Origin of the sequence: Amycolatopsis decaplanina DSM 44594 (genome assembly GCF_000342005.1) — a bacterium.
GTDB classification, from domain to species: domain Bacteria; phylum Actinomycetota; class Actinomycetes; order Mycobacteriales; family Pseudonocardiaceae; genus Amycolatopsis; species Amycolatopsis decaplanina.
Map to the genome: position 1 here is coordinate 51113 of NZ_AOHO01000061.1, position 21068 is coordinate 72180.

Annotated in this window: 21 protein-coding genes; 7 read left to right on the forward strand and 14 right to left on the reverse strand. The window is 69.0% G+C overall.

Going from position 1 to position 21068, the window contains the following annotated elements; genetic code table 11:
* Position 1: 1 nt before the first annotated feature.
* Together H074_RS21415 and H074_RS21420 are read right to left on the reverse strand one after the other, a co-directional pair.
* Entirely contained in the window at positions 2 to 1516 is a 1515-nt protein-coding gene (locus tag H074_RS21415; protein ID WP_085940989.1) for an MDR family MFS transporter, read from the reverse strand.
* Between the two features lie 88 nt (positions 1517 to 1604).
* Positions 1605 to 2231, reverse strand: coding sequence for a TetR/AcrR family transcriptional regulator (locus tag H074_RS21420; protein ID WP_039923090.1), 627 nt, complete (start codon positions 2229 to 2231; stop codon positions 1605 to 1607).
* Between the two features lie 100 nt (positions 2232 to 2331).
* On the opposite strand from H074_RS21420, the gene H074_RS21425 reads away from it, so the two are divergent.
* From H074_RS21425 to H074_RS21435, 3 genes are all read left to right on the forward strand, one after another.
* Entirely contained in the window at positions 2332 to 3075 is a 744-nt protein-coding gene (locus H074_RS21425; protein ID WP_007032153.1) for a decaprenylphospho-beta-D-erythro-pentofuranosid-2-ulose 2-reductase, read from the forward strand.
* A gap of 174 nt (positions 3076 to 3249) precedes the next feature.
* On the forward strand, positions 3250 to 4449 hold the full coding sequence (locus H074_RS21430; protein WP_007032154.1) for an LCP family protein: 1200 nt from the start codon (positions 3250 to 3252) through the stop codon (positions 4447 to 4449).
* Positions 4450 to 4534: 85 nt separating this feature from the next.
* Complete coding sequence (locus H074_RS21435; RefSeq protein ID WP_007032155.1) at positions 4535 to 5941, forward strand: neutral zinc metallopeptidase; 1407 nt, start codon at positions 4535 to 4537, stop codon at positions 5939 to 5941.
* A 71-nt stretch (positions 5942 to 6012) separates the two neighbouring features.
* Here the strand turns inward: H074_RS21435 and H074_RS21440 are convergent, their stop codons facing one another.
* From H074_RS21440 to H074_RS21480, 10 genes are all read right to left on the reverse strand, one after another.
* Positions 6013 to 7182: an acyl-CoA dehydrogenase family protein gene (locus H074_RS21440; RefSeq protein WP_007032156.1), complete on the reverse strand. Its 1170-nt coding sequence runs from the start codon at positions 7180 to 7182 to the stop codon at positions 6013 to 6015.
* Between the two features lies 1 nt (position 7183).
* On the reverse strand, positions 7184 to 8113 hold the full coding sequence (locus tag H074_RS21445; RefSeq protein WP_007032157.1) for a 3-hydroxyacyl-CoA dehydrogenase NAD-binding domain-containing protein: 930 nt from the start codon (positions 8111 to 8113) through the stop codon (positions 7184 to 7186).
* The gene (locus H074_RS21450) at positions 8110 to 8856 is read right to left on the reverse strand and encodes an acetoacetate decarboxylase (protein ID WP_039923075.1); all 747 of its coding nucleotides are present in this window, start codon (positions 8854 to 8856) and stop codon (positions 8110 to 8112) included. The genes H074_RS21445 and H074_RS21450 overlap by 4 nt, the downstream gene beginning before the upstream one ends.
* A 1-nt stretch (position 8857) precedes the next feature.
* A complete protein-coding gene (locus H074_RS21455) occupies positions 8858 to 9625 on the reverse strand; it encodes a crotonase/enoyl-CoA hydratase family protein (protein ID WP_007032159.1) in 768 nt (255 codons plus the stop codon).
* Positions 9626 to 9634: 9 nt separating this feature from the next.
* Positions 9635 to 10792, reverse strand: coding sequence for a CaiB/BaiF CoA transferase family protein (locus H074_RS21460; protein ID WP_007032160.1), 1158 nt, complete (start codon positions 10790 to 10792; stop codon positions 9635 to 9637).
* Positions 10793 to 11174: 382 nt separating this feature from the next.
* Positions 11175 to 12083, reverse strand: coding sequence for a LysR family transcriptional regulator (locus H074_RS21465; protein WP_007032161.1), 909 nt, complete (start codon positions 12081 to 12083; stop codon positions 11175 to 11177).
* Positions 12084 to 12087: 4 nt separating this feature from the next.
* Positions 12088 to 13443 (reverse strand): HAMP domain-containing sensor histidine kinase, encoded by a 1356-nt coding sequence (locus tag H074_RS21470; RefSeq protein ID WP_007032162.1) that lies wholly within the window; start codon positions 13441 to 13443, stop codon positions 12088 to 12090.
* The gene (locus tag H074_RS21475) at positions 13440 to 14129 is read right to left on the reverse strand and encodes a response regulator transcription factor (RefSeq protein WP_007032163.1); all 690 of its coding nucleotides are present in this window, start codon (positions 14127 to 14129) and stop codon (positions 13440 to 13442) included. The genes H074_RS21470 and H074_RS21475 overlap by 4 nt, the downstream gene beginning before the upstream one ends.
* Before the next feature lie 12 nt (positions 14130 to 14141).
* Positions 14142 to 14306: a hypothetical protein gene (locus H074_RS41070; protein WP_167333177.1), complete on the reverse strand. Its 165-nt coding sequence runs from the start codon at positions 14304 to 14306 to the stop codon at positions 14142 to 14144.
* Entirely contained in the window at positions 14303 to 14680 is a 378-nt protein-coding gene (locus H074_RS21480) for a hypothetical protein (RefSeq protein ID WP_007032164.1), read from the reverse strand. The genes H074_RS41070 and H074_RS21480 overlap by 4 nt, the downstream gene beginning before the upstream one ends.
* A gap of 73 nt (positions 14681 to 14753) precedes the next feature.
* Between H074_RS21480 and H074_RS21485 the strand changes: the two genes are divergently transcribed.
* The 3 genes from H074_RS21485 to H074_RS21495 all read left to right on the forward strand — a co-directional run bounded on the left by H074_RS21485 (position 14754) and on the right by H074_RS21495 (position 17654).
* A complete protein-coding gene (locus H074_RS21485) occupies positions 14754 to 16550 on the forward strand; it encodes a CocE/NonD family hydrolase (RefSeq protein ID WP_007032165.1) in 1797 nt (598 codons plus the stop codon).
* Positions 16551 to 16674: 124 nt separating this feature from the next.
* The gene (locus H074_RS21490; protein ID WP_007032166.1) at positions 16675 to 17256 is read left to right on the forward strand and encodes a TetR/AcrR family transcriptional regulator; all 582 of its coding nucleotides are present in this window, start codon (positions 16675 to 16677) and stop codon (positions 17254 to 17256) included.
* Positions 17257 to 17291: 35 nt separating this feature from the next.
* Entirely contained in the window at positions 17292 to 17654 is a 363-nt protein-coding gene (locus H074_RS21495; protein WP_007032167.1) for a winged helix-turn-helix transcriptional regulator, read from the forward strand.
* Here the strand turns inward: H074_RS21495 and H074_RS21500 are convergent.
* Entirely contained in the window at positions 17644 to 18294 is a 651-nt protein-coding gene (locus H074_RS21500) for a response regulator transcription factor (protein WP_007032168.1), read from the reverse strand. The genes H074_RS21495 and H074_RS21500 overlap by 11 nt on opposite strands.
* On the reverse strand, positions 18291 to 19499 hold the full coding sequence (locus tag H074_RS21505) for a sensor histidine kinase (protein WP_007032169.1): 1209 nt from the start codon (positions 19497 to 19499) through the stop codon (positions 18291 to 18293). The genes H074_RS21500 and H074_RS21505 overlap by 4 nt, the downstream gene beginning before the upstream one ends.
* Positions 19500 to 19613: 114 nt before the next feature.
* Here H074_RS21505 and H074_RS21510 point away from each other — a divergent pair, with 114 nt between their 5' ends.
* Positions 19614 to 21068 carry an ArnT family glycosyltransferase gene (locus tag H074_RS21510; protein ID WP_039923093.1) on the forward strand — a complete coding sequence of 485 codons (1455 nt, stop codon included), beginning with the start codon at positions 19614 to 19616 and terminating at the stop codon, positions 21066 to 21068.

Here is a 21068-nt window from a genome sequence, read left to right on the forward strand (position 1 = left end):
GTCAGGCGACGACGGTCTCCTCGGCCAGCCGCTCGTTGCCCGACTGGGTCTTGAGCGGCTTGTGCTTGAGGAAGGCGACGGCGACGATCACCAGCAGCGCGATCGGCGCGCTGATCAGGAACAACTCGCTGGTCGCCTCCCCGTATGCGTCGCGGACGACGTTCGCGACCGGTTCGGGCAGGGTGGCGATGTTCGGCACCGCGCCCCCTTCGCCGCCACCGGGCAGTGGCCCTAGCTCCTCGCTGATCAGCGAGGTGACCCGGTTCGCGAGCACCGCGCCCAGCGCGCTCACCCCGATGGAGCCGCCGAGGCTGCGGAAGAACGACAGCGTCGAGGTCGCCGTGCCGAGGTCGTGCGCGTCCACGTCGTTCTGCGCCACCAGGACCAGGTTCTGCATCAGCATGCCGACGCCCACGCCCAGCAGCACCATGTACGCGCCGAGGACGACGAGGTTCGTCTTCGCGTCGAGTGTGCCCAGCAGGGCCAGTCCCGCGGTCATCAGGGCCGCGCCGAGCAGCAGGTGGCTCTTCCACTTCCCGGTCCGGCTGATCAGCTGGCCCGAGACCGTGGACGACACGAGGATGCCGAAGATCATCGGCAGGCTCAGCAGCCCGGCCACCGTCGGCGACTTGCCGAGCGACAGCTGGAAGTACTGCGACAGGAACACCGTGCCGCCGAACATCGCGACACCGACGAGGAAACTCGCGAGGGTGGTCAGGGTGACCGTGTGGTTGCGGAACAAGCCCAGCGGCAGGATCGGCTCGGCCACCTTCGATTCGACGTAGACGGCGAGGGCGAGGATGACCACGCCGGCGGTCACCAGGCCGGCCGTCCACCACGAACCCCACGCGAACTGGTGCCCGGCCAGCGACGACCAGACCAGCAGCGTCGAGACACCGGCCATGATCAGGAACGCGCCGAGGTAGTCGACCTTCACGTCACGCCGGATCGTCGGCAGGTTCAGCGTGCGCTGCAGCAGAAGGATCGCCGCGATCGCGAACGGGACCCCCAGGAAGAAGCACCAGCGCCAGCCGAGCCACGACGTGTCCACCATGACACCGCCGATCAGCGGGCCCGCGATGGTCCCGACGGCGAACACGGCGCCGAAGATCCCCGAGTACTTCCCGAGTTCACGCGGCGAGACGATGGCGGCCATGATCACCTGCGCGAGCGCGGTGAGGCCGCCCGCGCCGATGCCCTGCGCGACCCGGCTGGCGATCAGGAGCTCGATGTTGCCCGCGAACCCGGCGACCAGCGAACCGACCACGAACAGCCCGAGCGAGAGCTGGATCAGCAGCTTCTTGTTGTACAGATCGGAAAGCTTGCCCCAGAGCGGAACCGTCGCGGTCATCGCGAGCAGTTCGGTGGTGACCACCCAGGTGTAGGAGGCCTGCGAGCCGCCGAGTTCGGAAACGATGCGCGGCAACGCGTTCGCCACCACCGTCGAGGCGAGGATGGCGACGAACATGCCCATCATCAGCCCGGACATCGCTTCGAGGACCTGTTTGCGGCCCATCGAGCCCGGCGGCGCGTCCGGTTCCCCCGGTTCGGTCATGGATACGGACATGGATGTCCCCCTTCGTGTTCCTGTGGTGCCGGGTGCGTCAGCGCGCGCGGCCGCCGGGCTCCGGGAGCCCGGCGAGAAGCATTTCGACGGCTTCGTCCAGCAGTTCGGTGGCGGAAATCCGGCCATCGTGCTGATACCAGAGCATGAGCGTGGCGTTCACCGCGCCGCCGAGCGCGGACAGCAGCAACGCCGGGTACAGATCGGCCTTGGGGTCCACGCCGGTGCGCCGTGCGATCGCCTCGATCATCGGCGCGATGGTGTCGTGGTTCATGGCCACCGCGCGCGAATGCAGGGTGGCGTTCTCCTGAATGGCCTTCATCCGGCCGAGCCACTCTTCGCGGTTTTCGTCGACGTGGGCGAAGTCCTCTTCGATCGCGTCGACGAAAGCGCGTGGAGTGCTGACTTCCTTCGGTGCGGCAAGGAACTTCGCGATGGTGCGCTGCGTCCGCTCGGCGCTGTCGGCGTGCGCGATGACGACGGCGTCCTCTTTGGACGCGAAGTAGTTGAAGAACGTGCGCGGTGAAACCCCCGCCGCCGCGCTGATGTCCTCGACCGTCACCTGGTCCAGGCCGCGTTCGGCGACGAGCCGGACGGCGGTGGTCGCCAGCGCGCGGTGGGTTTCCAGCCGCTTGCGCTCGCGGAGACCTAGGACGGGTTCGGGCATGAGCACCACGATACGCTCAAAGATGCAGAAACTGCAAAATTGCAGTTTGTGAACCGTGCCACTGCCAGGCGGCGGCGGGCCGCCTGGCAGACTGCGGCGGGTGAGCGGAACGGTGCTGGTACTGGGTGGGCGCAGCGAGATCGGCCTCGCGGTCGCGGAGCGGCTCGCCAAGGGCGGGGCGCGCCGGATCGTGCTTGCCGCGCGACGGAGTGCGGACCTCGGCGCGGAGTCCGAGCGGCTGCTGGCCGCGGGCGCGGAGACGGTCGATGTCGCCGAGTTCGACGCCGACGACCTCGCCGGACACGGTCCGTTCCTGGAGAAGGTCGTCGCGGAACACGGGCCGCTCGACGTCGTCGTCACCGCTTTCGGGATCCTCGGCGACCAGGCGCGCGCCGAAGCGGACGCCGGACACGCCGTCGCGATCGTCCACACCGACTATGTGGCTCATGTGAGTGTGCTGACGCATGTGGCCAATGTGCTTCGTGAGCAAGGAAACGGAAGCCTCGTGGTCTTCTCGTCGGTCGCCGGGGTGCGGGTCCGGCGGGCGAACTACGTCTACGGATCGGCGAAAGCGGGCCTCGACGGTTTCGCGAGCGGGCTGGCCGACGCCCTGCACGGCACCGGCGTGCGTCTCCTGCTCGTCCGGCCCGGGTTCGTGATCGGCCGGATGACCGAGGGCATGTCACCCGCGCCGTTCTCCAGTACTCCCGATCAGGTCGCCGACGCGACGGTCGCCGCGCTCCGGAAGCGCCGGGACACGGTGTGGGTGCCGGGACTTCTGAGGCTGGTGTTCGCGGTGATGCGTGTCGTGCCACGGGCGATCTGGCGCCGCATGCCCCGCTAGGGAGCGCTGTGCGGTCGGTCCGGCACTCCGCGTCGCGACGGGTTGTCTGTTTGATCACTTCCGCTGATCCGAACGGGCTTTAAGACCCGGTTATGACAAGTTTCTCAGGTAATTCCCAGCTAACGCGGTGATCCTCGAACGCGGGGGATCATTCACGGAAGCGGGGAGAAGGTCGTGCTGCTCACGTCGCGAGGACGGCGGATCGGCGGCCGCGTCGCACTGGGCCTGGTGTCGACGGCCGTACTGGGGGTCACGGGTTTCGCGTGGACCCAGTTGAGCCGTTTGGACGAAGCGATCGTCACGGCCGACGTCATCGCCCCCTCCGCGCAGGTGCCCGACGGCCCGGCGGGTGAACCGCTGAAGATGGCACAGAACATCCTGCTCGTCGGCATCGATTCCCGGACGGAAGCCAACGGGAACCCGTTGCCGCAGAACGTCCTCGACGCGTTGCACGCCGGAAGCGGCGAAGACGGCGGTGACACCACCGACACCATGATCGTCGTCCACATCCCGGCGGGCGGGGCCGGGGCGACGGCCATCTCCATCCCTCGTGATTCCTATGTGGACATCGCGGGCGGATTCGGCAAGCACAAGATCAACTCGGCGTACAGCCGCGGCAAGAACGCCGCGATGAACGCGCTGCGCGCGCAGGGCCTGACCGGTCCGCAGCTCGAGGTCAAGGCCAACGAGGCGGGCGCCAAACTCACGATCCAGACGATCGAGCAGTTCACGGGCCTGTCCATCAACCACTACGCCGCCGTCAACCTGGCCGGGTTCTCCGCGCTGAGCGAAGCCGTCGGCGGTGTCGAGGTCTGTCTCAAGGAACCGGTGCAGGACAAGTACTCCGGTGCTTCGTTCCCGGCGGGGAAGCAGCTGCTTTCCGGGGCGCAGGCGCTCGCTTTCGTACGGCAGCGGCACGGCCTGCCCAGCGACCTGGACCGCATCGCGCGGCAGCAGGCGTTCCTTTCGAGTATGGCCAAGACCGTCCTTGACGCCGGGACGTTCACCGATCCCGTCAGGCTGAGCGCCCTGATCGGCGCGATCCAGGGTTCGGTCGTGCTCGACCGCGGCTGGGATGTGCTCAGCTTCGCGCAGCAGCTGCGGGGGATGAGCTCGGGGGCACTGAAGTTCCAGACGATCCCGGTCCAGAGCCTTTCCCTGCCGACGCCGTCCGACGGCGACGCGGTGAAGGTGGATCCGGCCGAGGTGAAGGCGTTCGTGAAGTCCGCGCTGAATTCGACGACCGTCGCCGCGGTGGGGGAACCGACCGGGGGCATCGGGGTCAAGCCGGTGGCGGCCACTTCTTCGGTCGCCGCGCCGCCTTCGTCTTCCACTTCCTCCGCACCGCCTGCGATGGCCGGTTGCGTGAACTGAGGCTCATCCCAAGATTCTTTTGAACCGCGTCGAGCCGCCGTCCGTGTCCGTGGAGTCGGGAAGTCGTGGAGACGGGGATGGTGTGATGAAGCGTCGGCAGGGCTGGACGATTCTGCTGAGCCTCTGCCTCTGCCTCACCGGTTGTGCCGCGACCGTCGGGGGAGTGGCACAACCGGTGGATCCCACCCGGGTCGCCGGGCTCGAGATCACCGACGGCGCCAGCGGCCTCAAACCCGGCGTGCTCGACGCCGGCCTGCCGGTCGACGGTGGCGACGGCGGTGAGATCGACAAGCTGGCGGCCAACGCCGTCGCCGACGTCCAGCGGTACTGGCGCGAGCACCTGCCCGCGATCTTCGACCGCGAGTTCCGGCCGCTGACCACTCTCGTCTCCTACGACTCGGGCGGGCGCGGCCGCGAGATCTGCGGAGCTTCGACCGCAGGGTTGGTGAACGCCTTCTACTGTTCGGGGGAAGACGTCGTCGCGTGGGATCGCGGGGGGTTGCTGCCGACGCTCAACGACTCCATCGGCCCGGCGGCGGTCATGGCCGTGCTCGCCCACGAGATCGGCCACGCCGTCCAGTCCCGGCTGGGGCTCCCGGCCGCGGCACCGTCGATCGTCAAGGAGCAGCAAGCCGACTGCTACACCGGGGCGTACCTCCGCTGGGTCGCCGAAGGCAAGTCGCCCATGTTCCAGGTCTCCACCGGCCGCGGGCTCAACGAGGTACTCACGGCGCTGTTCCAGATCCGCGACTCCGCCGGGGTCGCCTATTCCGACGACGGTGCGCACGGCAACGCGTTCGACCGGGTTTCCGCGTTCCAGTTCGGCTTCACCGACGGGCCCGCTCGGTGCGCGAAGATCGACGAGCGGGAAGTCGAGGGCCGGAGCACACAAGGCGGTTTCGGCTCGGCCAGGACGAACGAGCGGGCGGCGGCGGAGAACGTCCGGCTCGACGATCGCCAGGCCCTGGCCGACCTCACCACCAGCCTGCGGCAGGCTTTCCGGCTCGCGGCCACCCCGCCGACGCTCACCACCGGAGCGGCCTGCGGTGTGACGACGGAGGACGCCCTCGCGTCGTACTGCTCGGAGGCCAACCAGATCAACCTCGACCTCGACGGCCTCGTCCGCATCGGTACCCCGCCGCGCCGAGGACGGCAGGGCGGCATCGGTGACTTCGCGGCGTTCGCCGAGGTCGCGTCGCGCTACACGCTCGCTTTGCAGCAGGAGGGCGGGTTCCGGCTCGACGGGCCGGTGGCCGCGCAGCGCACGGCGTGTCTCACCGGCTTCTGGGCGTCGACCATCGTGGACGGCGGGGCACTCACGTTGTCACCGGGTGACCTCGACGAGGCCATCGCCGAGATGCTTACCCGGAACAGCCTGATCGCGGCGGACGTCCGGGGCCGGACACTCCCGGCCGGTTTCGCCAGAGTCGCCGCCTTCCGTGACGGCTTCTCCTCCGGCGCCCAGGAGTCCTGCGGCAAGAAGTACCGCTGACGAAAGTCCGTGAAGGCCTCCTTGAGGGACCCAGGGTCCCTCAAGGAGGCCTTCACGGACAGGCCGTCAGGTCACACGAAGGCGCTCTGCCCGGTGATAGCCTTCCCGACGATCAGGGTGTTCATCTCCCGGGTGCCTTCGAACGAGTAGATCGCCTCGGCGTCGGTGAAGAACCGCATGATGTCGTTGTCCAGCACGATCCCGTTGCCGCCGAAGATCTCGCGGCCCCACGCGACGACCTCCCGCATCCGCGAGGTCACGAAGGCCTTCGCCAGCGACGAGTGCTCGTCCTTGAAGATCCCGGCGTCCTGCAGCCTGGCCAATTGCACCAGCATGCCCCACGACGCGGTGATATTGCCGAGGCTCTTCACCAGCAGGTCCTGCACCAGCTGGAACCGCGCGATCGGACGGCCGAACTGCTTGCGCTCCTTGGCGTAGTCCAGCGCGAGTTCGTAGGCCCCGATCATCACGCCAAGCGCCTGCCAGGCCACACCGCCGCGGGTCGCGCGCAGGATCTCGGCGACATCGCGGAACGAGTTGATGCCCTGCAACCGGTGCGCCTCCGGCACCCGGACGTCGGTCAGCGTGATCTCGGCGTTCTCCACGATCCGGAACGCGAACTTGTTCTCGATCTTGACCGGCACGAATCCGGGGGAGTCCTTCTCGACCACGAAACCCTTGACGTTGTTGTCCTCCTCGTCGCGGGCCCACACAATGACAAGGTCGGCGAAGGTCGCGTTGCCGATCCACTTCTTGGCGCCGTTGAGGATCCAGGTGTCGCCGTCCCGCCGCGCCGTCGTCCGCATACCGCCCGCGACGTCGGAACCGCCGAGCGGCTCGGTCATCGCGAAGGCGCCGATCTTGTCCATGGCCGCCATCGACGGGAGCCAGCGGTCGCGCTGCTCCTGGTCTCCGCCCGAGTAGATGCTGTACATCGCGAGTCCGTTGTGGACACCGAAGAACGTGGCCACGGACGGGTCCGTGCGGGTCATCTCCATCGCCATCATGCCGCTGAGCAGGTGGCTGGTGGCCGGAAGGTGCTCGCCGTAGCCCTCGTAGGGCAGTCCGGCGAGGCCGAGTTCGCGGAACTTGCCGACGAGTTCGTGCGGGAACTCGCCCTTGGCCCAGTACTCGTTCACGAGCGGCTTGACCTCGGTGCGCATGAAGTCGCGCGTCTTGAGCAGCAGCTTGCGCTCCTCCTCCGGCAGCAGGTCCTCGTAGGCGTAGAAGTCGGCGGTCATTTCAGTTCTCCTCCCTGGCGGCACTGTCCAAAGCGGACAGCACCGCGAGCTGCTTGCGGTCGCGCGCCTCGGCGAGTTCCGAGTACGTGGAGGAGCCGTAAGCGGATTCCACGGCTTCGATGAGCCGTTCCTGTTCTTCGGGGTCTTGCGAGGGCTGCCCGAGACCGGCCCACATCTTCTTCATCGATTTGCCGATGTGCTCGGCCATGTGCCGGTAGCCACCAGGGCCGCCGCCCAGATGCGAGCCGAGGAACGGCCCGACCGCGGACCAGCGGATGCCGAGTGAGTTCGTCATCACGGCGTCCAATTCGGACGGTGACACGACACCCTGTTCCACCAGGTAGATCGCCTCGCGGCTCAGCGCGTTCTGCAGCCGGTTGCCGACGAAGCCGGGGATCTCCTTGCGCTCCACCACCGGGGTCCGGCCGACGAACCGGTAGAACTCGACGGCCCGGTCGACCGATTCGGCACTGGTGCGCTCACCGGGCACGACCTCGACCAGCGGGATCAGGTGCGGCGGGTTGAACGGGTGTCCGATCAGGACTCGCGACGCGTCGTCCAGTTCCGCGGCGAACGCGGTCGACGGGATCGCCGAAGACGAGCTGAGCAGCAGCGCGTGTGACGGTGCCTCGCGGACCAGGGTCGCGAACAGTTCCTTCTTGAACTCGACGTTCTCGGGCCCGTTCTCCTGCACGACATCCGCGTGCCGGACGGCTTCGGCGACGTCGGTGGCGAGGTGGACGCGAGGAGCGAGGTCCGCGACGTCCCGGCCGAGATGCGAAGCGAACGCCTTCAATGCGCCGGCGACGGCGTCGGCGAGATCCGGCCGCGGGTCCGAGACCCGGACTTCCATGTCGTGCGCGGCGAACAACGCCGTCCACGACAGGCCGATGGTGCCCGCGCCGATCACCGCGGCGCTGCGAAAAGTCATGACCGTGCTCCCTTCAGGTAGTCGAAGACCGGCTTGACCGGGGCGAGCGTCAGGTCGGTGAGGATGTGGCTCGCGGAGACGACCTCCAGCACCGGGAGGTCGGCGAGCGGGGCCAGGACGTGCTGGAACAGTTGCAGCCGCGCGGGCCCGGTCCACGCTTCCTTGACCACCACGTCGGTGATCTCGGTGCGGACCAGTTCGAAGACCCGGGGCGAACCGTCGTAGTCCGGGATGGTCTTGAGCATGAACGTCGGCACGGTGATCTGCGCTTCGGCCTCGGCCACGTCCAGCCGGTGGTGCTTGTAACCCATGGTGGCGGTCGCGACCCGCTGGCTGCCGTGGTCGAGTGTCCCGACGAGCGCGCCGTTCTCGGCGAACAGCTTCGGCGAGCCGATGGTCTTCGGGTAGGCGCTGATCTCGCGGCCGGACGCGGTGGCCGGGAAGTTGTCGAGGTACATCGCGTGCAGATACTCGCCGCGCTCGCCCTCGAAGCTCACCGGGATGGCCTGGCCGGACTCGGTGTAGGGCCCGTAACCGCTGACGTCGCCCATCTTCATCACCTCGAACCGCACCAGCGGCTCGTCGATTTCCAGCGGCTCCGGCACCACGGCGCGCAGGGCGCCGGCGTCGGTGCGGTAGACGATGTTCAGGTATTCCCGGTCGGTGAACCGGGGCACCACCGGCGCGTACGCCGGATTCGTGAGCGGCGTGGTCACGTGCTGGAGAACTTCTCGCTGCTTCATCTCACTCACCGGTCCACTTCGGAGCGCGGCGCTCGGCGAAGGCTCGCATGCCTTCGCGGACGTCGGCCGATTTCATCAGCGCCGGCATCTCCGCACGCTGGGTGGCAAACGCTTGCGCGTCGGGAACGCCGTCCGCAGCGCGGACGATCTTCTTGACCAGTGCCAGCGCCAGGGGAGCGTTGGCGGCGATCTGCTCGGCCAGTTGCAGCGCGACGGCGGCGGCCTCGCCGGTGGGGACGACCCGGTTCGCCAGGCCCAGCCGCCCGGCGCGTTCGGCGCTGATCGGTTCGCCCGTGAGCAGGAACTCCATGGCCAGGTGATGCGGGATCCGCTTCGGCAGCCGGATCACGCCGCCACCGGCGGCGATCAGCCCGCGCTTCACCTCGGGCAGCCCGAACTTCGCGTCTTCGGCGGCGACGATCAGGTCGCAGCCCAGCGCCAGTTCGAACCCGCCGCCCATGGCCCAGCCTTCGACGGCCGCGATCAGCGGCTTCGACGGTTCGGCTTCGGTCAGCCCGCCGAATCCGCGGCCGGGGATCTCGGGTGACTCGCCCTTCAGTGCCGCCTTGAGGTCCATGCCGGCGCTGAACGAGCCGTCCGCGCCGGTCAGGACCCCGGACCGCAGCGCGGGATCGGTCTCCAGCAGGTCCAGTGCTTCGGCCAGGCCCGCCGCGACGGCGGCGTCGACCGCGTTGCGGGCGTGTGGCCGGTCGATCGTGATCAGCAGTGTGCCGCCGACCCGTTCCGTCCTTACTTCCTTGGTGCTCATGGTTCTTCCTCAGCGGGTGGTGGTGAGTTCGCGCAGGACTTCTTCGGTGTCCTGACCCGGCAGGGGAGCCAGGCGCCGGATGGAGCCGGGAGTCGCGGAGAACTTCACCGGGATGCCGATGGTGCGGATGGAGCCTTCGCTCGGGTGCTCGACGACGTCGAGCAGGTGGCCATCGCGGACGTACTCGTCGTCCTGCGCGTTGTCGAGTTCGAGGACGGGGGCCATCGGGATGCTGTGCTTCGCGCAGACCTCGGTCCACTCCTCGGTGGTCAGCGCCGGGGCGCATTCGGCGATCATCGCGGCCAGCGCCTCGTGGTCGGTGCCGTCGATCGCGTCACCGTTGACCCGCGGGTCTTCGGCCAGTTCCGGCCGCCCGGCGGCGTGGAAGAAGTCGCGGAAGTTCTGCGGGTTGTAGGGGATCACGCAGGCCATGCCGTCCTTGGTGTGCACCGCCTGATGGCCGGGGTTCATCGACGGGCCGAAACCGGTCGGTCCCTCCGCGGGTTCGAAGACGTGCCCGGCGAGGTGCTCGACGAGGTTGAACGCGATCAGCGTGTCGGTCATCGGGATCTCGACCCGCTGGCCCTCGCCGGTCCGGTCGCGGTGCACCAGCGCGGCGAGCACGGTGTAGGCGATGGTCAGGGAGGAGACCTTGTCGCCGATGATCGTCGGCAGGTAGACCGGCTTGCCCAGTGCGCGGTTCGCGACGTCGACCAGACCGGAGGACGCCTGCACGGTTTCGTCGTAGGCGGCGTGACCCGCGCGGTCGGAGTCGCCGCGGAAGCCCTGTGCGTGGGCGTAGATCAGGCCGGGGTTGCGCGCGGCGAGGTCGGCGTGGTTCATGCCGAGCCTGCTCAGCGCGCCGGGTCGCATGTTGGTGATCAGCACGTCGGCGGTGTCGATCAGCTTGAGCGCCTGCTCGCGCTCCTCCTCGTCCTTGAGGTTGAGGGCGACGCTGCGCTTGTTGCGGTTCACGTTCAGGTTGAGCGGCGTCATACCCGGCGTCGTGCGGAACTTGCCCACTCGCACGGTGTCGGCGGGTGACTCGATCTTGATCACGTCGGCGCCCAGGTCGCCGAGGATCTGCGCGGCGTACGGGCCCATGACCACCGTCGAGAGGTCGATCACGCGAACGCCGTCCAGCGGTCCGGTAGCGTGCTCCGTCATTCTGCTTCCTTTCGCCGTTTTTCGCTCTACAACCGAAGTTAGACGCGAATAGCGGGAAAGGGAATGATCAAGAAACGAAGAATGGTATGACCGCGGTGGTCATACCATTTGGTGAAGTAATGTAAAGGGGGCTCGTGAGTGGTAAGGACAGTTCTACTGAGGGGTAAGGCAATCGTGGCGTGGTGTCGGGGTGTGTCGCGAAAGCCACTTTCGCGACGTTGGATGTCCCGAAAGTGGCTTTCGCGACGTTGGATGTCCCGAAAGTGGCTTTCGCGACGTTGGCGGTGGCGGTGGCGGGCCGTGGTGGCGGGCTCGTGAGTGGTAAGGACGGTTCTAACCGTCCTTACCACTCACGAGCTCTATGGCTGACCGGGGCTCTCGATCACGTCGAAAGCGGTTCGGCGAAGATCTCGCGGACCGCGCCGACCAGTTCGGCGAGGTCGCCCTCCTCGGCGCGGTCGCGCCGCCAGACCAGGGCGGTCTCCGGCTGGGGGCGGAAATCCGCGAAGGGCAGGATGGTGGCGCCGTCGACAAGGAACAGATGCATAGGGCTGGCCGGATCGAGCATCGTGATCGAGAACGACGAACCGTTCGCCACCAATTCGGAAATGCCCGAATATTCGGTTCCGCCGACCTTGAGTCGTTTCTTGATGCCCGCTTTCGACAGGGTGTGGTCCATCTCGTCCGAATAAGCCGGAATGCTTTCCGAGGCGGACGGGATATAGGACAGGTCCCTCAATTCGGCTATGTCCACCGTTTCCCGCCCGGCGAACCGGCCGGCCGGGACGACGGCGCCGAGCCGCTCCACCTGCACCGGGATGATCTCCAGCGCGGGATCGGCGACCGGCATCCGGACCAGCGACAACGCCAGTTTGCCCTCGTGCACCGCGGCGACCAGATCGGGCGTCGTACCCGGCCAGCGCTTCAGTTCGAAGCGTTCGTGGCAGCGTTCTTCGAGTCGTTTGACCCGTTCCCGCAGAGCCGGGTGCACGCCGGCGGGGATGCCGACGAACACCGTGCTCCGCTGGGGTTTCACCGCTTCCCGCAGTCGCCAGGGGATCGCGTTGACCTGTTCGAGGACGTCCCGCGCGATAGGCAGCAGCGCGGAGCCCGCCGCGGTGAGGGTGACGTGATGCGTGCTGCGGTCGAACAGCTTGTGATCTAGCTCGTGTTCGAGATCCTTGATGCGCTGGCTCAGCGGGGAAGCGGCCATATGCAGTTTGCGGGCAGCCTGGGAGAAGTTCAGTTCCTCGGCGACGGCCACGAAATACCGCAGGTGCAACATCTCCACTCGATCACCCTAACCGGAAAGCGACCGTGAACGCGGCTCCGCCTTCCGGCGCCGGACCCGCCGTCAGCGTCCCGCCCATGCGGGTGACCAGGCCGTGCGCCAGCGCGAGCCCGATGCCGGAACCGACCGGGCGGCTGTCGCGGTAGCGCTTGTTCAGCACCCCGCGCTCGAACGCGACCGGGTAATCCTCCGGCGCGAGACCGGGCCCGCCGTCCCGCACCGCCAGCCGGGCCTGCCCGTCGGCCGCCACCAGCGAGAACACGATCGGCGCACCCGCCGGGGTCACGCGCAGGGCGTTCTCGGCCAGCCCGTCGACGACCTGGCGAAGCCGCCGCGGATCGGCGATGACCGGAACCTCGCCGGGTGGTCGCTCGACCAGCAGTGTGACGTCCTGTCGCGCGCACCGCAGCCGCCAGACGTCCGCGCATTCGTCGACCAGCGCGGCGAGATCGAGACGTGCAGGGTCGAGACGGAACTCGTCCGCGCCGAGCCGTGCCAGTTCCAGCAGGTCGCTGACCAGGCGTTCCAGTCGTTCCGCCTCGCGATGGATGGTCCGCCCGGCGCGGCGCGCGTCCTCGCCTTCGGCCACGCCGTCACCGATCGCCTCGGCGAACCCGGTGACGGCGGTCAGCGGCGTCCGCAGTTCGTGCGACACCGAAAGCAGGAACTCGCGCTGCCGCGCCTCGCTGTACTGCAGGGCGTCGGCCAGTTCGTTGACGGATTTCGCCACGTCCGCGACCTCGGACGGGCCTTCGACCGGAACCCGCAGGTCACGGCGCCCGGACCGCATCCCGTTCGCCACCGACGCGGCCCGGCGCAGGGGCCGCGACAGCATCCGGCTCAGCACGAGTCCCGCGATCGCGGCGACCGCCAGCCCGGCGCCGAGCGCGAGCACGGTGTTGCGCACCAGTATCCGGCCGCGTGCCTCGCCGATCTGCGTCGATTGGACGAGCGCGAACGCGGCCCCTTTCGCCCCCACGGTGCGGACTTCGACGAGGTACTGCCGGCCTTCGACGAACACCGTGTCCGAGCCGGTGCGCGTCAAGCCCGCTTTGGAAGCGGCGATCGCAGCGGCCGTCCCGGCGCCGTCGAGCGTCCCGTTCGGACGGCGGACGACGACGTCGATCCCTTGCCCCCGAACGACTTCCGCCACCTTGCCGACACCGAGCCGGTTGCCGATCCCGGTCTCGTCGAGCTGGCTCGCGACGACGTCGGCCTGCGCCGCGAGCGACTGCCGGAGCACGTCGGTGCCGGTGGTGCGGATGAGCCGGGCCGCGACCAGCCCGGCGACCACCACCGCGACCGCGGCGATCGCGAGGCACACCACGGTGATCCGCAGCGCGAGCGACGTCCGGCTCATCCGGCGTCCGCCGCGTAACCGATCCCGCGGACCGTCCTGATCGGACTGTGCTCGCCCAGTTTCCCGCGCAGCTGGGCGATGTGGACGTCGACGGTCCGCGTGCCCGCCGACGCCGCGTAACCCCAGACGGAACTGAGCAGCTGCTCGCGGCTGAACACCTGACCGGGCCGTCGCACCAGGTGGGTGAGCAGATCGAACTCGGTCGACGTCAGCGCGATCTCGGTGTCGGCGGCCCAGGCACGACGCTGGGTGACGTCGACGCGAACGCCGCCCGCCGTGTGGGTCTCGGCGGGCGACGGTGCTCCGGCGGCGCGGCGCAGGACGGTCCGGACCCTCACCGAGAGTTCACGCGGGCTGAACGGTTTCGTCAGGTAGTCGTCCGCGCCGATCTCCAGGCCCAGCAGGCGATCCAGTTCGTCGTCGCGGGCGGTCACGAACAGCACCGGTGTCCAGTCGCCGTCCGCGCGCAGTGTCCGGCAGATCTCGATACCGTCCATTCCGGACAGTCCGATGTCGAGCACGATCGCGACCGGGCGCAGCCGCCGGATCGTGGCCAGTGCCGCGCCGCCGTCCGCCTCCACGTGCACGCCGAACCCGTCCCGCCGCAAGTACAGCGAGGCGAGCTCGGCGATCGCGGGGTCGTCCTCGACGAGGAGTACCAGCCCGCGTCCCGGTTGTGTCGTCACCGGCCGATCCTGTCACGGGGCCGGGTCGCCGGCCATGTCCTGCTCGATCGAGTCGAGGGTGTGCTGGACGTCGCTCAGCTCACCCGGCGCCGGGCTCGAAGCGGGCTCGTCGTCGGTGCACGCGGCCGTGCCGAACAGCGCGAGCGCGGTCAGGGTCGCGGCCAGGAGTCGTTTCACTTGCCCGCCTTGCAGTGCGCGCCCGCGAACGCGTCCAGTTTCTGCTTCGCGGTGGTGAGCTCGGGAAGCCTGCCATTGCGTTTGTCGGCACGCTTCTGGAGCCTGTCGGCGGTGTCGTTGTGGCCCTTCTTGCGCTGGTCCTCGGCCCTGGCCTTGAGATTCGCCACCGAACCGCGGATCTCGGGGCCGCCGTTGATGCGTTCGGTGAGCTTGGTGGTGCGCTGGGTGAGCTTGGGCAGCCATTCGGCGCACAGCTGCTGGGACTCTTCCGGGCTCAGGGTGATCGGTGCCTGGGCCGAGGCGGCGGGGGCGAGGACAGTGAGACCAGCGAGGCCGGCCGCGGTGAGGCAGACGGCGATGGTGTGTTTCAGCATGCGAAGAGCGTCGCGCGGCCGGATACGAGGAATGTGGGGGGAATGTTCGGGTTTTGTAAGCGATACTCGGGCGATGGGGCTCAAGACCTTGACCGCCACCGTGGTGGCGGCACTGCTGCTCACCGCCGCGCCCGCCGCCGCGTCACCCTCGTTCGTCCTGCGTGACGGCGTCAGCGCGCCGGTGTTCTCCTACGAGAAGGCCATCCGCGAGACCGCCTGGGTGGAGACCGGCCAGGATCTCGACCGCGACGGGTGGGCCGACCGGGTCGCCGCCGACATCATCCGCCCGGCGGAACCGGCCGCGCGCGGGCAGCGCGTACCGGTGATCATGGACGTCAGCCCGTACTTCGAGAAGATCGGGCGGGGCAACGAGCGCCAGCCCAAGACGTACCTCCCCGACGGCACGCCGTCGCAGTTCCCGCTCTTCTACGACAATTACTTCGTCCCGCGCGGGTACGCGGTCGTGCTGGTCGACGTCGGAGGCACGAATCGCTCTTCGGGGTGTTTCGACGACGTCGCGTCCGGGAACGGCGTCGTGAACTGGCTCAACGGGCGCGCGAGCGCGTTCCGCACGCCGTTCGGGCCCGAGCGGGTCCGCGCGGACTGGGCGAACGGGTCGGTGGGCGCGATCGGGAAGTCGCAGGACGGGGCGACGGCGATCGGGATGGCCGCGTCCGGGATCGAAGGCTTGAAGACGATCGTGCCGATCGCGGGGGTCAGTTCGTACTACGAGGTCCACAACTCCCACGGCGCCTATTTCGGCTGGGCGGGCGGGCCGGATCTCTACAACGAACGGGCGATGAAGCTGTGCCGGCCGTTCGAGGAGGAGAACGCGCGGCGCGCGGGAACGGACGGGAACTTCAACGAGTACTGGCGCGGGCTCGACTACGTCGCGAAGACCGGCAAGGTGCGCGCGAGCGTTTTCGCGTCGATGGGCTTTTACGACCTCAACGTCAACCCGATCCAGTTCGGGCCCTGGTGGGAGGCGCTGAACTCCCACGGCGTGCCGCGCAAGGCGTGGCTGCACCAGGCGGCGCACGTCGACCCGTTCGACCTCGACCGGTCGCGGTTCGTGCGGACGCTGCACCGGTGGTTCGACCGATGGCTGCTCGGCGTCCGCAACGGCGTCGAGACCGAACCCGCGATCCGGATCGAGCACACCCCGGACCGCTGGACCGACGAACGCCGCTGGCCGCCGGTGGGTGCGGCGTCGCGCACGCTGTGGCCCACGGAGTCGGGTGGGCTGGGGAATCGCCCGTCGTCCGGCACGGCTTCGGTGATCGACGACCCGGCGCGCGGGGCGTCGCAGTGGGTGGAGAACCCGTCGGAGGCGCGTTCGGATCGGCTCGTCTTCGCAGGTGAACCCGTGCGGGCTGACACGCGCGTGGCCGGGACCGCCACCGTGACGGTGACCGCCCGTTCGGACAAGCCCGCCGCGCGGCTCGGCGCTGTGCTGGTCGACTACGGCCCCGCGACCGTGCGCAACACGAAGTTCCCCGCGCTGGGCACCAAGGACCTGACGACCCGCTCCTGCTGGGGCGCGGGCACCGCCGCGGACACCGGATGCTTCCTCGGCACCGTCGCGGATCTGACCACTGTGGACAAACGGATCGTGGCGACCGGCTGGGCGGATCTCGGCCACCACCGGTCGCTGTGGCGGGGTGAACCGCTCGTGCCCGGCGAGGCGTACTCGATGACCTTCCGGCTGAGCAGCCTCGACCATGTCGTCCCGGCGGGGCACCGGCTCGCGCTCGTCCTGGGCGGGACCGATGGGGACATGTTCGACCCGGCGCTGCCCGCTCTCGGTGCCCGGGTGACCTTCGAGCTGGGCGGGACTTCGCTCTCGGTGCCGATCGTCGGCCGCAATTAGTCACCTACTTGCGAAGGTCCTCGGGCGCATGGTCGAGAGCCTCGTGGCGCGCGCCTCGCGCGGCGCACCATAAAGTAGGCGCATGGCAGCCCCACGACGCACGCAGGAGGAACGCAGCGCCGCGATGCGCGTCAGGCTGCTCGACGCCACGATCGACTGTCTCGTCGAGTACGGCTACGCGGGCACCACGACCACCCGGGTCGCGGATCGCGCCGGGGTGACCCGCGGCGCGCAGGTGCACCACTTCCCGACCAAGACCGACCTCGTCACCTCCGCGATCCGGCATCTCGCGGCCAAGCGCACCGAGGTCGCGATGGCGGAGATCGACCGGCTCAAGGCGTCGGCCGACCCGGTCGGGGACGCGTTGCAGCTGCTGTGGGAGATGCACCAGGGCCCGGTCTTCTCGGCGACCGTGGAGCTGTGGGTGGCGTCGCGGACCGACGAGGAACTGCGCGCCCAGATGGCGGTGGTCGAGCCGATCGCGACGAGCAGCCTGGTCGAGTTCGGCAAGGCGCTGCTCCCGGACCATTCGGCGCATCCGGAGTTCCTGCACGCGGTGTACACGGCGATGGACGTCGTCCGCGGCATCCTCATCGCCAGCTGGGCGACTCGCGACCAGACCGAACTGGAGGCGCGCTGGGAGCGCGGCCGCCGTCATCTGATCCTGCTGTTCGAGGCACTGATGCGGCCCACTCCCTCTCACTAGGCGTGTTACTCTCCCGGAGAGAGTGAGGAGGTCACGTGCTCGGAAACCCGTACGACCCCGACTGCCCCACCCGCGCGCTGCTCGACCGCATCGGCGATCAGTGGACCGTGCTGATCGTCGGCGTACTCGGCGACGGCCCGCTCCGGTTCACCGAGATCGGCAAGCGCGTGCGCGGCATCTCGCAGAAGGTCCTCACCCAGACGCTGCGCAGCCTCGTCCGCGACGGCATCCTGACGCGCACCGCGTACCCGGAGATCCCTCCGCACGTCGAGTACGAGCTGACCGCGCTCGGCCGCAACCTCGCCGAACCGCTCGAGATGCTCGACAAGTGGGCTCGCGTCCACATGGGTGAGGTGCTCGACGCCCGCAAGAACCACGACGGACAGCTCACCGCTTGACCAGACCGGCCTCGTGCGCGAGCAGCCCCGCCTGGGTCCGGTTCGCGCAGTCCAGTTTGACCAGCATCCGCGACACGTAGCTCTTCACCGTCGCCTCCGCCAGGTGCAGCCTCGCCGCGATGTCCGCATTGGACAGTCCCTCGCCGAGACAGGCCAGGACGTCCGTCTCGCGCTCGGTCAGCCCTTCGGTCTTCCGCCGCGCGTCGTCCCCGCGACGCCGTCCGTCGGCCGACATCGCCACGAGCCGTTGCGCCGCTTCGGGGGAGAGCACCGTGTGCCCGTCCGCCGCGACCCGGACCAGGCCGATCAGATCCTCCGGCGGCGTGGACTTCACCAGGAAACCGGCCGCGCCCGCCCGCAGCGCGCGGATGACGTAGGTGTCCGCGTCGAACGTCGTCAGCGCGACGACCGCGGGCGGTTCCGGGAGTTTCGCGATCCGTTCGATGGCGGTCAGCCCGTCGACGCCCGGCATCCGCAGATCCATCAGCACCACGCGCGGTTTGTGCCGGACCACGGCTTCGACCGCCTCGGCGCCGTCCTGTGCTTGCCCCACCACCTCGATGTCGTCCGCGGAACCGAGGATCGTCCGCAGATGCGCGCAGACCATCGGCTCGTCGTCGACGACGACCACCCGGATCACCGATCTCCTTCCGCCGTCGGGACGTAGGCGGGCAGTATCGCATCGACGCGGTATCCGCCGCCCGTTCGCGGCCCCGCGTCGAACCGGCCGCCGATCAGTTCGACGCGTTGCCGCAACCCGGCCAGTCCCGCGCCCGAACCGCTGCCCGCCAGCGCCGGGTCCGGCGCGGCGCCCGCACGGGTGTTCTTTACCGCGACGTCCAGACCGTCCGCGTGGTACCGGAGTTCGACGGTCGCGGACGAGCCCGGTGCGTGCTTGCGGACGTTCGTCAGCGCTTCCTGCACGACGCGGTACGCCGTGCGGGCGACGGTCGGGGAGATCCGCCCGGGATCGCCTTGCACGATCAGGTCGGTCGGAATGCCCACCGACGCCGACTCCGCGACCAGGGTCGCCGGATCGCCCGCCGCGCCCTCGGTGAGCGTGGGCGGCTCGGCGTTCGCGCCGTTGCGCAGCACGCCGACGAGATCGCGCAGTTCGTCCAGCGCCAGCGTGCCTTCGCGCCGGATGTCCTCGGCGGAGTTCCGCACCGCCTCGTCCGCCGAGACGACGCCGAGCGCGCCGGCGTGCAGCACCATCAGGCTCAGCCGGTGCGTGACGACGTCGTGCATCTCCTCGGCCAGTTTCCGCCGTTCCTCGGCGCGGGCGCGTTCGGCGAGCAGGTGCTGTTCGCGTTCGGCCCGTTCGGCCCGGTCCCGCAGCGAGCGCAGCAACTGGCGCCGGGCCTCGAAGTACAGCGAAAGCGTGGTGGGCAGCGCCGTGCTCAGCAGGCCGAACGGGGTGGTGTTCCAGTGCGGGTCCCACGGCCTCGACGCGCAGACCACCAGGATCGCGGTCAGCCAGAGCAGGGTCCGCCGGTCGATCAGCCGTGCCAGCTGGCTCAGCACCACCGGGGTGATCGTCGGGACGGTCATCAGCGTCAGTTGCCGTTCCGGCACCAGCAGGCCGGGGGAGAGCAGGTCGGAGGCGAGCATCAGCAGTCCGCCCGCGGTGATCAGGCCCGCGACCAGCCGGGGGAACCGGAACAGCAGGATCAGCGAGAGATCGAGCAGCACCTGCAGCGTGACGCCCGCGGCGGGCCCCGCCCAGCCGGTCGTCGGTTCGCCGAACACGTACAGCGTGATGTCCAGGCCCGCGAACGCGAGCGCCGCCAGCGTGAGCCACACCGTGTCGGCCGGACCCGGCCGGAACGACCTGCTTTTCTCCACCGGATCACGGTAACCACCCGGCGACCGGAGGCGGGGAGATCCGCAACTTTCGTCTATCCGATGACCCTCCTTACCCGGTTTCCCGACGGGATCGTCTCGGGTGGACTGGGGATCATGAGCAACGCGACGCAGACCGTCCGAACAGGACAGGAGCGGACCTTCGCCCGGCTGCCGGTGTTCGTCGTCGCCGCGCTGGCGGCGGCCGCGCTGCTGGCCACGAGCGGCCGGTACGCGCACGGCTTCGACGAGCTGTACTTCCTGATGGCGGGCCGGGACCACCTCGCGTGGGGGTACTTCGACCAGCCACCGCTGATCCCCGCCCTGGCCGGGGCGATGGACACGCTGTTCCCCGGGTCGCTGGTGATGCTGCGTCTGCCGATGACGCTGGCGGCGGCCGCCGGAGTGGTCGTCACCGCGCTGATCGCCAGGGAACTGGGCGGCGGACGCGGCGCGCAGGTGCTCGCGGCCGGGCTCTACGCGACGTCCGGCGTGATCATCGTCAGCCACTGGATCGGCACCTACGTCTTCGATCCGTTCCTCTGGACGGTGATCGTGTGGCTGGTCGTCCGCTGGGTGCGTGTCCGCCGTGACGGGCTGCTGGTCTGGGCGGGCGTGGTCACCGCGATCTCCCTGCAGACGAAGTTCCTCATCCCGGCTTTCTGGGCATTGGCGCTCGTCGGCGCTCTCGTGCTCGGGCCGAGGGAGCTCCTACGGCGGCCGAAACTATGGCTGGGCGCGGGAATCGCTGTCGTCGCGACGATTCCGACGCTGGTGTGGCAGGCGTCGAACGGCTGGCCGTACCTGATCATGAACGACGTCGTCTCGGCGGAATTCCCCGGCACGTGGCCCTTCCTGCGCGACGGCTTCCTGACCGCGGGCGTCGGGGCTGGTGTGCTCGCGTTCGTGTACGGCCTCGTCCGGCTGAACTTCTCCCGTGAACTTCGCGGCTATCGCTTCCTGGGGGTGGCGATAGCCGCGATCATCGTGGCGTTCCTGGTGCTGCACGGACGTTCCTACTACCTGATGAGCGTCTTCGCGCTGCCGTTCGCCGCGGCGGCGACCGGATTCGCGAAGCACGTTCCGAAGTGGCGGCCGGTGGCGTGGCCCGTGATGGTGCTTTCGGCGGTGATCACCCTCGCCGGCCTGCCGATCTACCCGGCGTCCATGACCAGGACGAGCCTCGGCCCGATCACACTCGGCAGTTCCTTCGCGGGCGGCGAACTGCCACAACAGGAACTGGTCAAGGCGGTCGGCGAAACCTACGCGGCCTTGCCTCCGGACCAGCGGGCACGCACCGCGGTGTACGCCGAGATCTACCCGTTCGCCGCCGCGACCGAGTTCTACGGTCAGCGGTACGGCATCGATCACGTTTACAGTGGCCACCGCGGTTACTGGTACTTCGACCGGCCACCGGAGTCCGCGGGTAGCGTGCTGTTCCTCGGCTTCGATCCGGGACTGCTCAAGCCGTACTTCGCCACGGTGACCCCGGTGGTGGAAGGGCTGCTGTGGCGGTACGACGGCAGACAGGGTTCCTGGGACGAGATCTGGCCCAAGCTGGAAAGGCACTGA

Coding starts and splice junctions, on each gene's coding strand:
- H074_RS21485 (WP_007032165.1), top strand. CDS start 14,754: ATGGGGCTCAAGACCTTGACCGCCACCGTGGTGGCGGCACTGCTGCTC.
- H074_RS21440 (WP_007032156.1), bottom strand. CDS start 7,182: ATGACCGCCGACTTCTACGCCTACGAGGACCTGCTGCCGGAGGAGGAG.
- H074_RS21490 (WP_007032166.1), top strand. CDS start 16,675: ATGCGCGTCAGGCTGCTCGACGCCACGATCGACTGTCTCGTCGAGTAC.
- H074_RS21510 (WP_039923093.1), top strand. CDS start 19,614: ATGAGCAACGCGACGCAGACCGTCCGAACAGGACAGGAGCGGACCTTC.
- H074_RS21450 (WP_039923075.1), bottom strand. CDS start 8,856: ATGAAGCAGCGAGAAGTTCTCCAGCACGTGACCACGCCGCTCACGAAT.
- H074_RS21415 (WP_085940989.1), bottom strand. CDS start 1,516: ATGGGCCGCAAACAGGTCCTCGAAGCGATGTCCGGGCTGATGATGGGC.
- H074_RS21455 (WP_007032159.1), bottom strand. CDS start 9,625: ATGAGCACCAAGGAAGTAAGGACGGAACGGGTCGGCGGCACACTGCTG.
- H074_RS21435 (WP_007032155.1), top strand. CDS start 4,535: ATGAAGCGTCGGCAGGGCTGGACGATTCTGCTGAGCCTCTGCCTCTGC.
- H074_RS21460 (WP_007032160.1), bottom strand. CDS start 10,792: ATGACGGAGCACGCTACCGGACCGCTGGACGGCGTTCGCGTGATCGAC.
- H074_RS21480 (WP_007032164.1), bottom strand. CDS start 14,680: ATGCTGAAACACACCATCGCCGTCTGCCTCACCGCGGCCGGCCTCGCT.
- H074_RS21445 (WP_007032157.1), bottom strand. CDS start 8,113: ATGACTTTTCGCAGCGCCGCGGTGATCGGCGCGGGCACCATCGGCCTG.
- H074_RS21470 (WP_007032162.1), bottom strand. CDS start 13,443: ATGAGCCGGACGTCGCTCGCGCTGCGGATCACCGTGGTGTGCCTCGCG.
- H074_RS21420 (WP_039923090.1), bottom strand. CDS start 2,231: ATGCCCGAACCCGTCCTAGGTCTCCGCGAGCGCAAGCGGCTGGAAACC.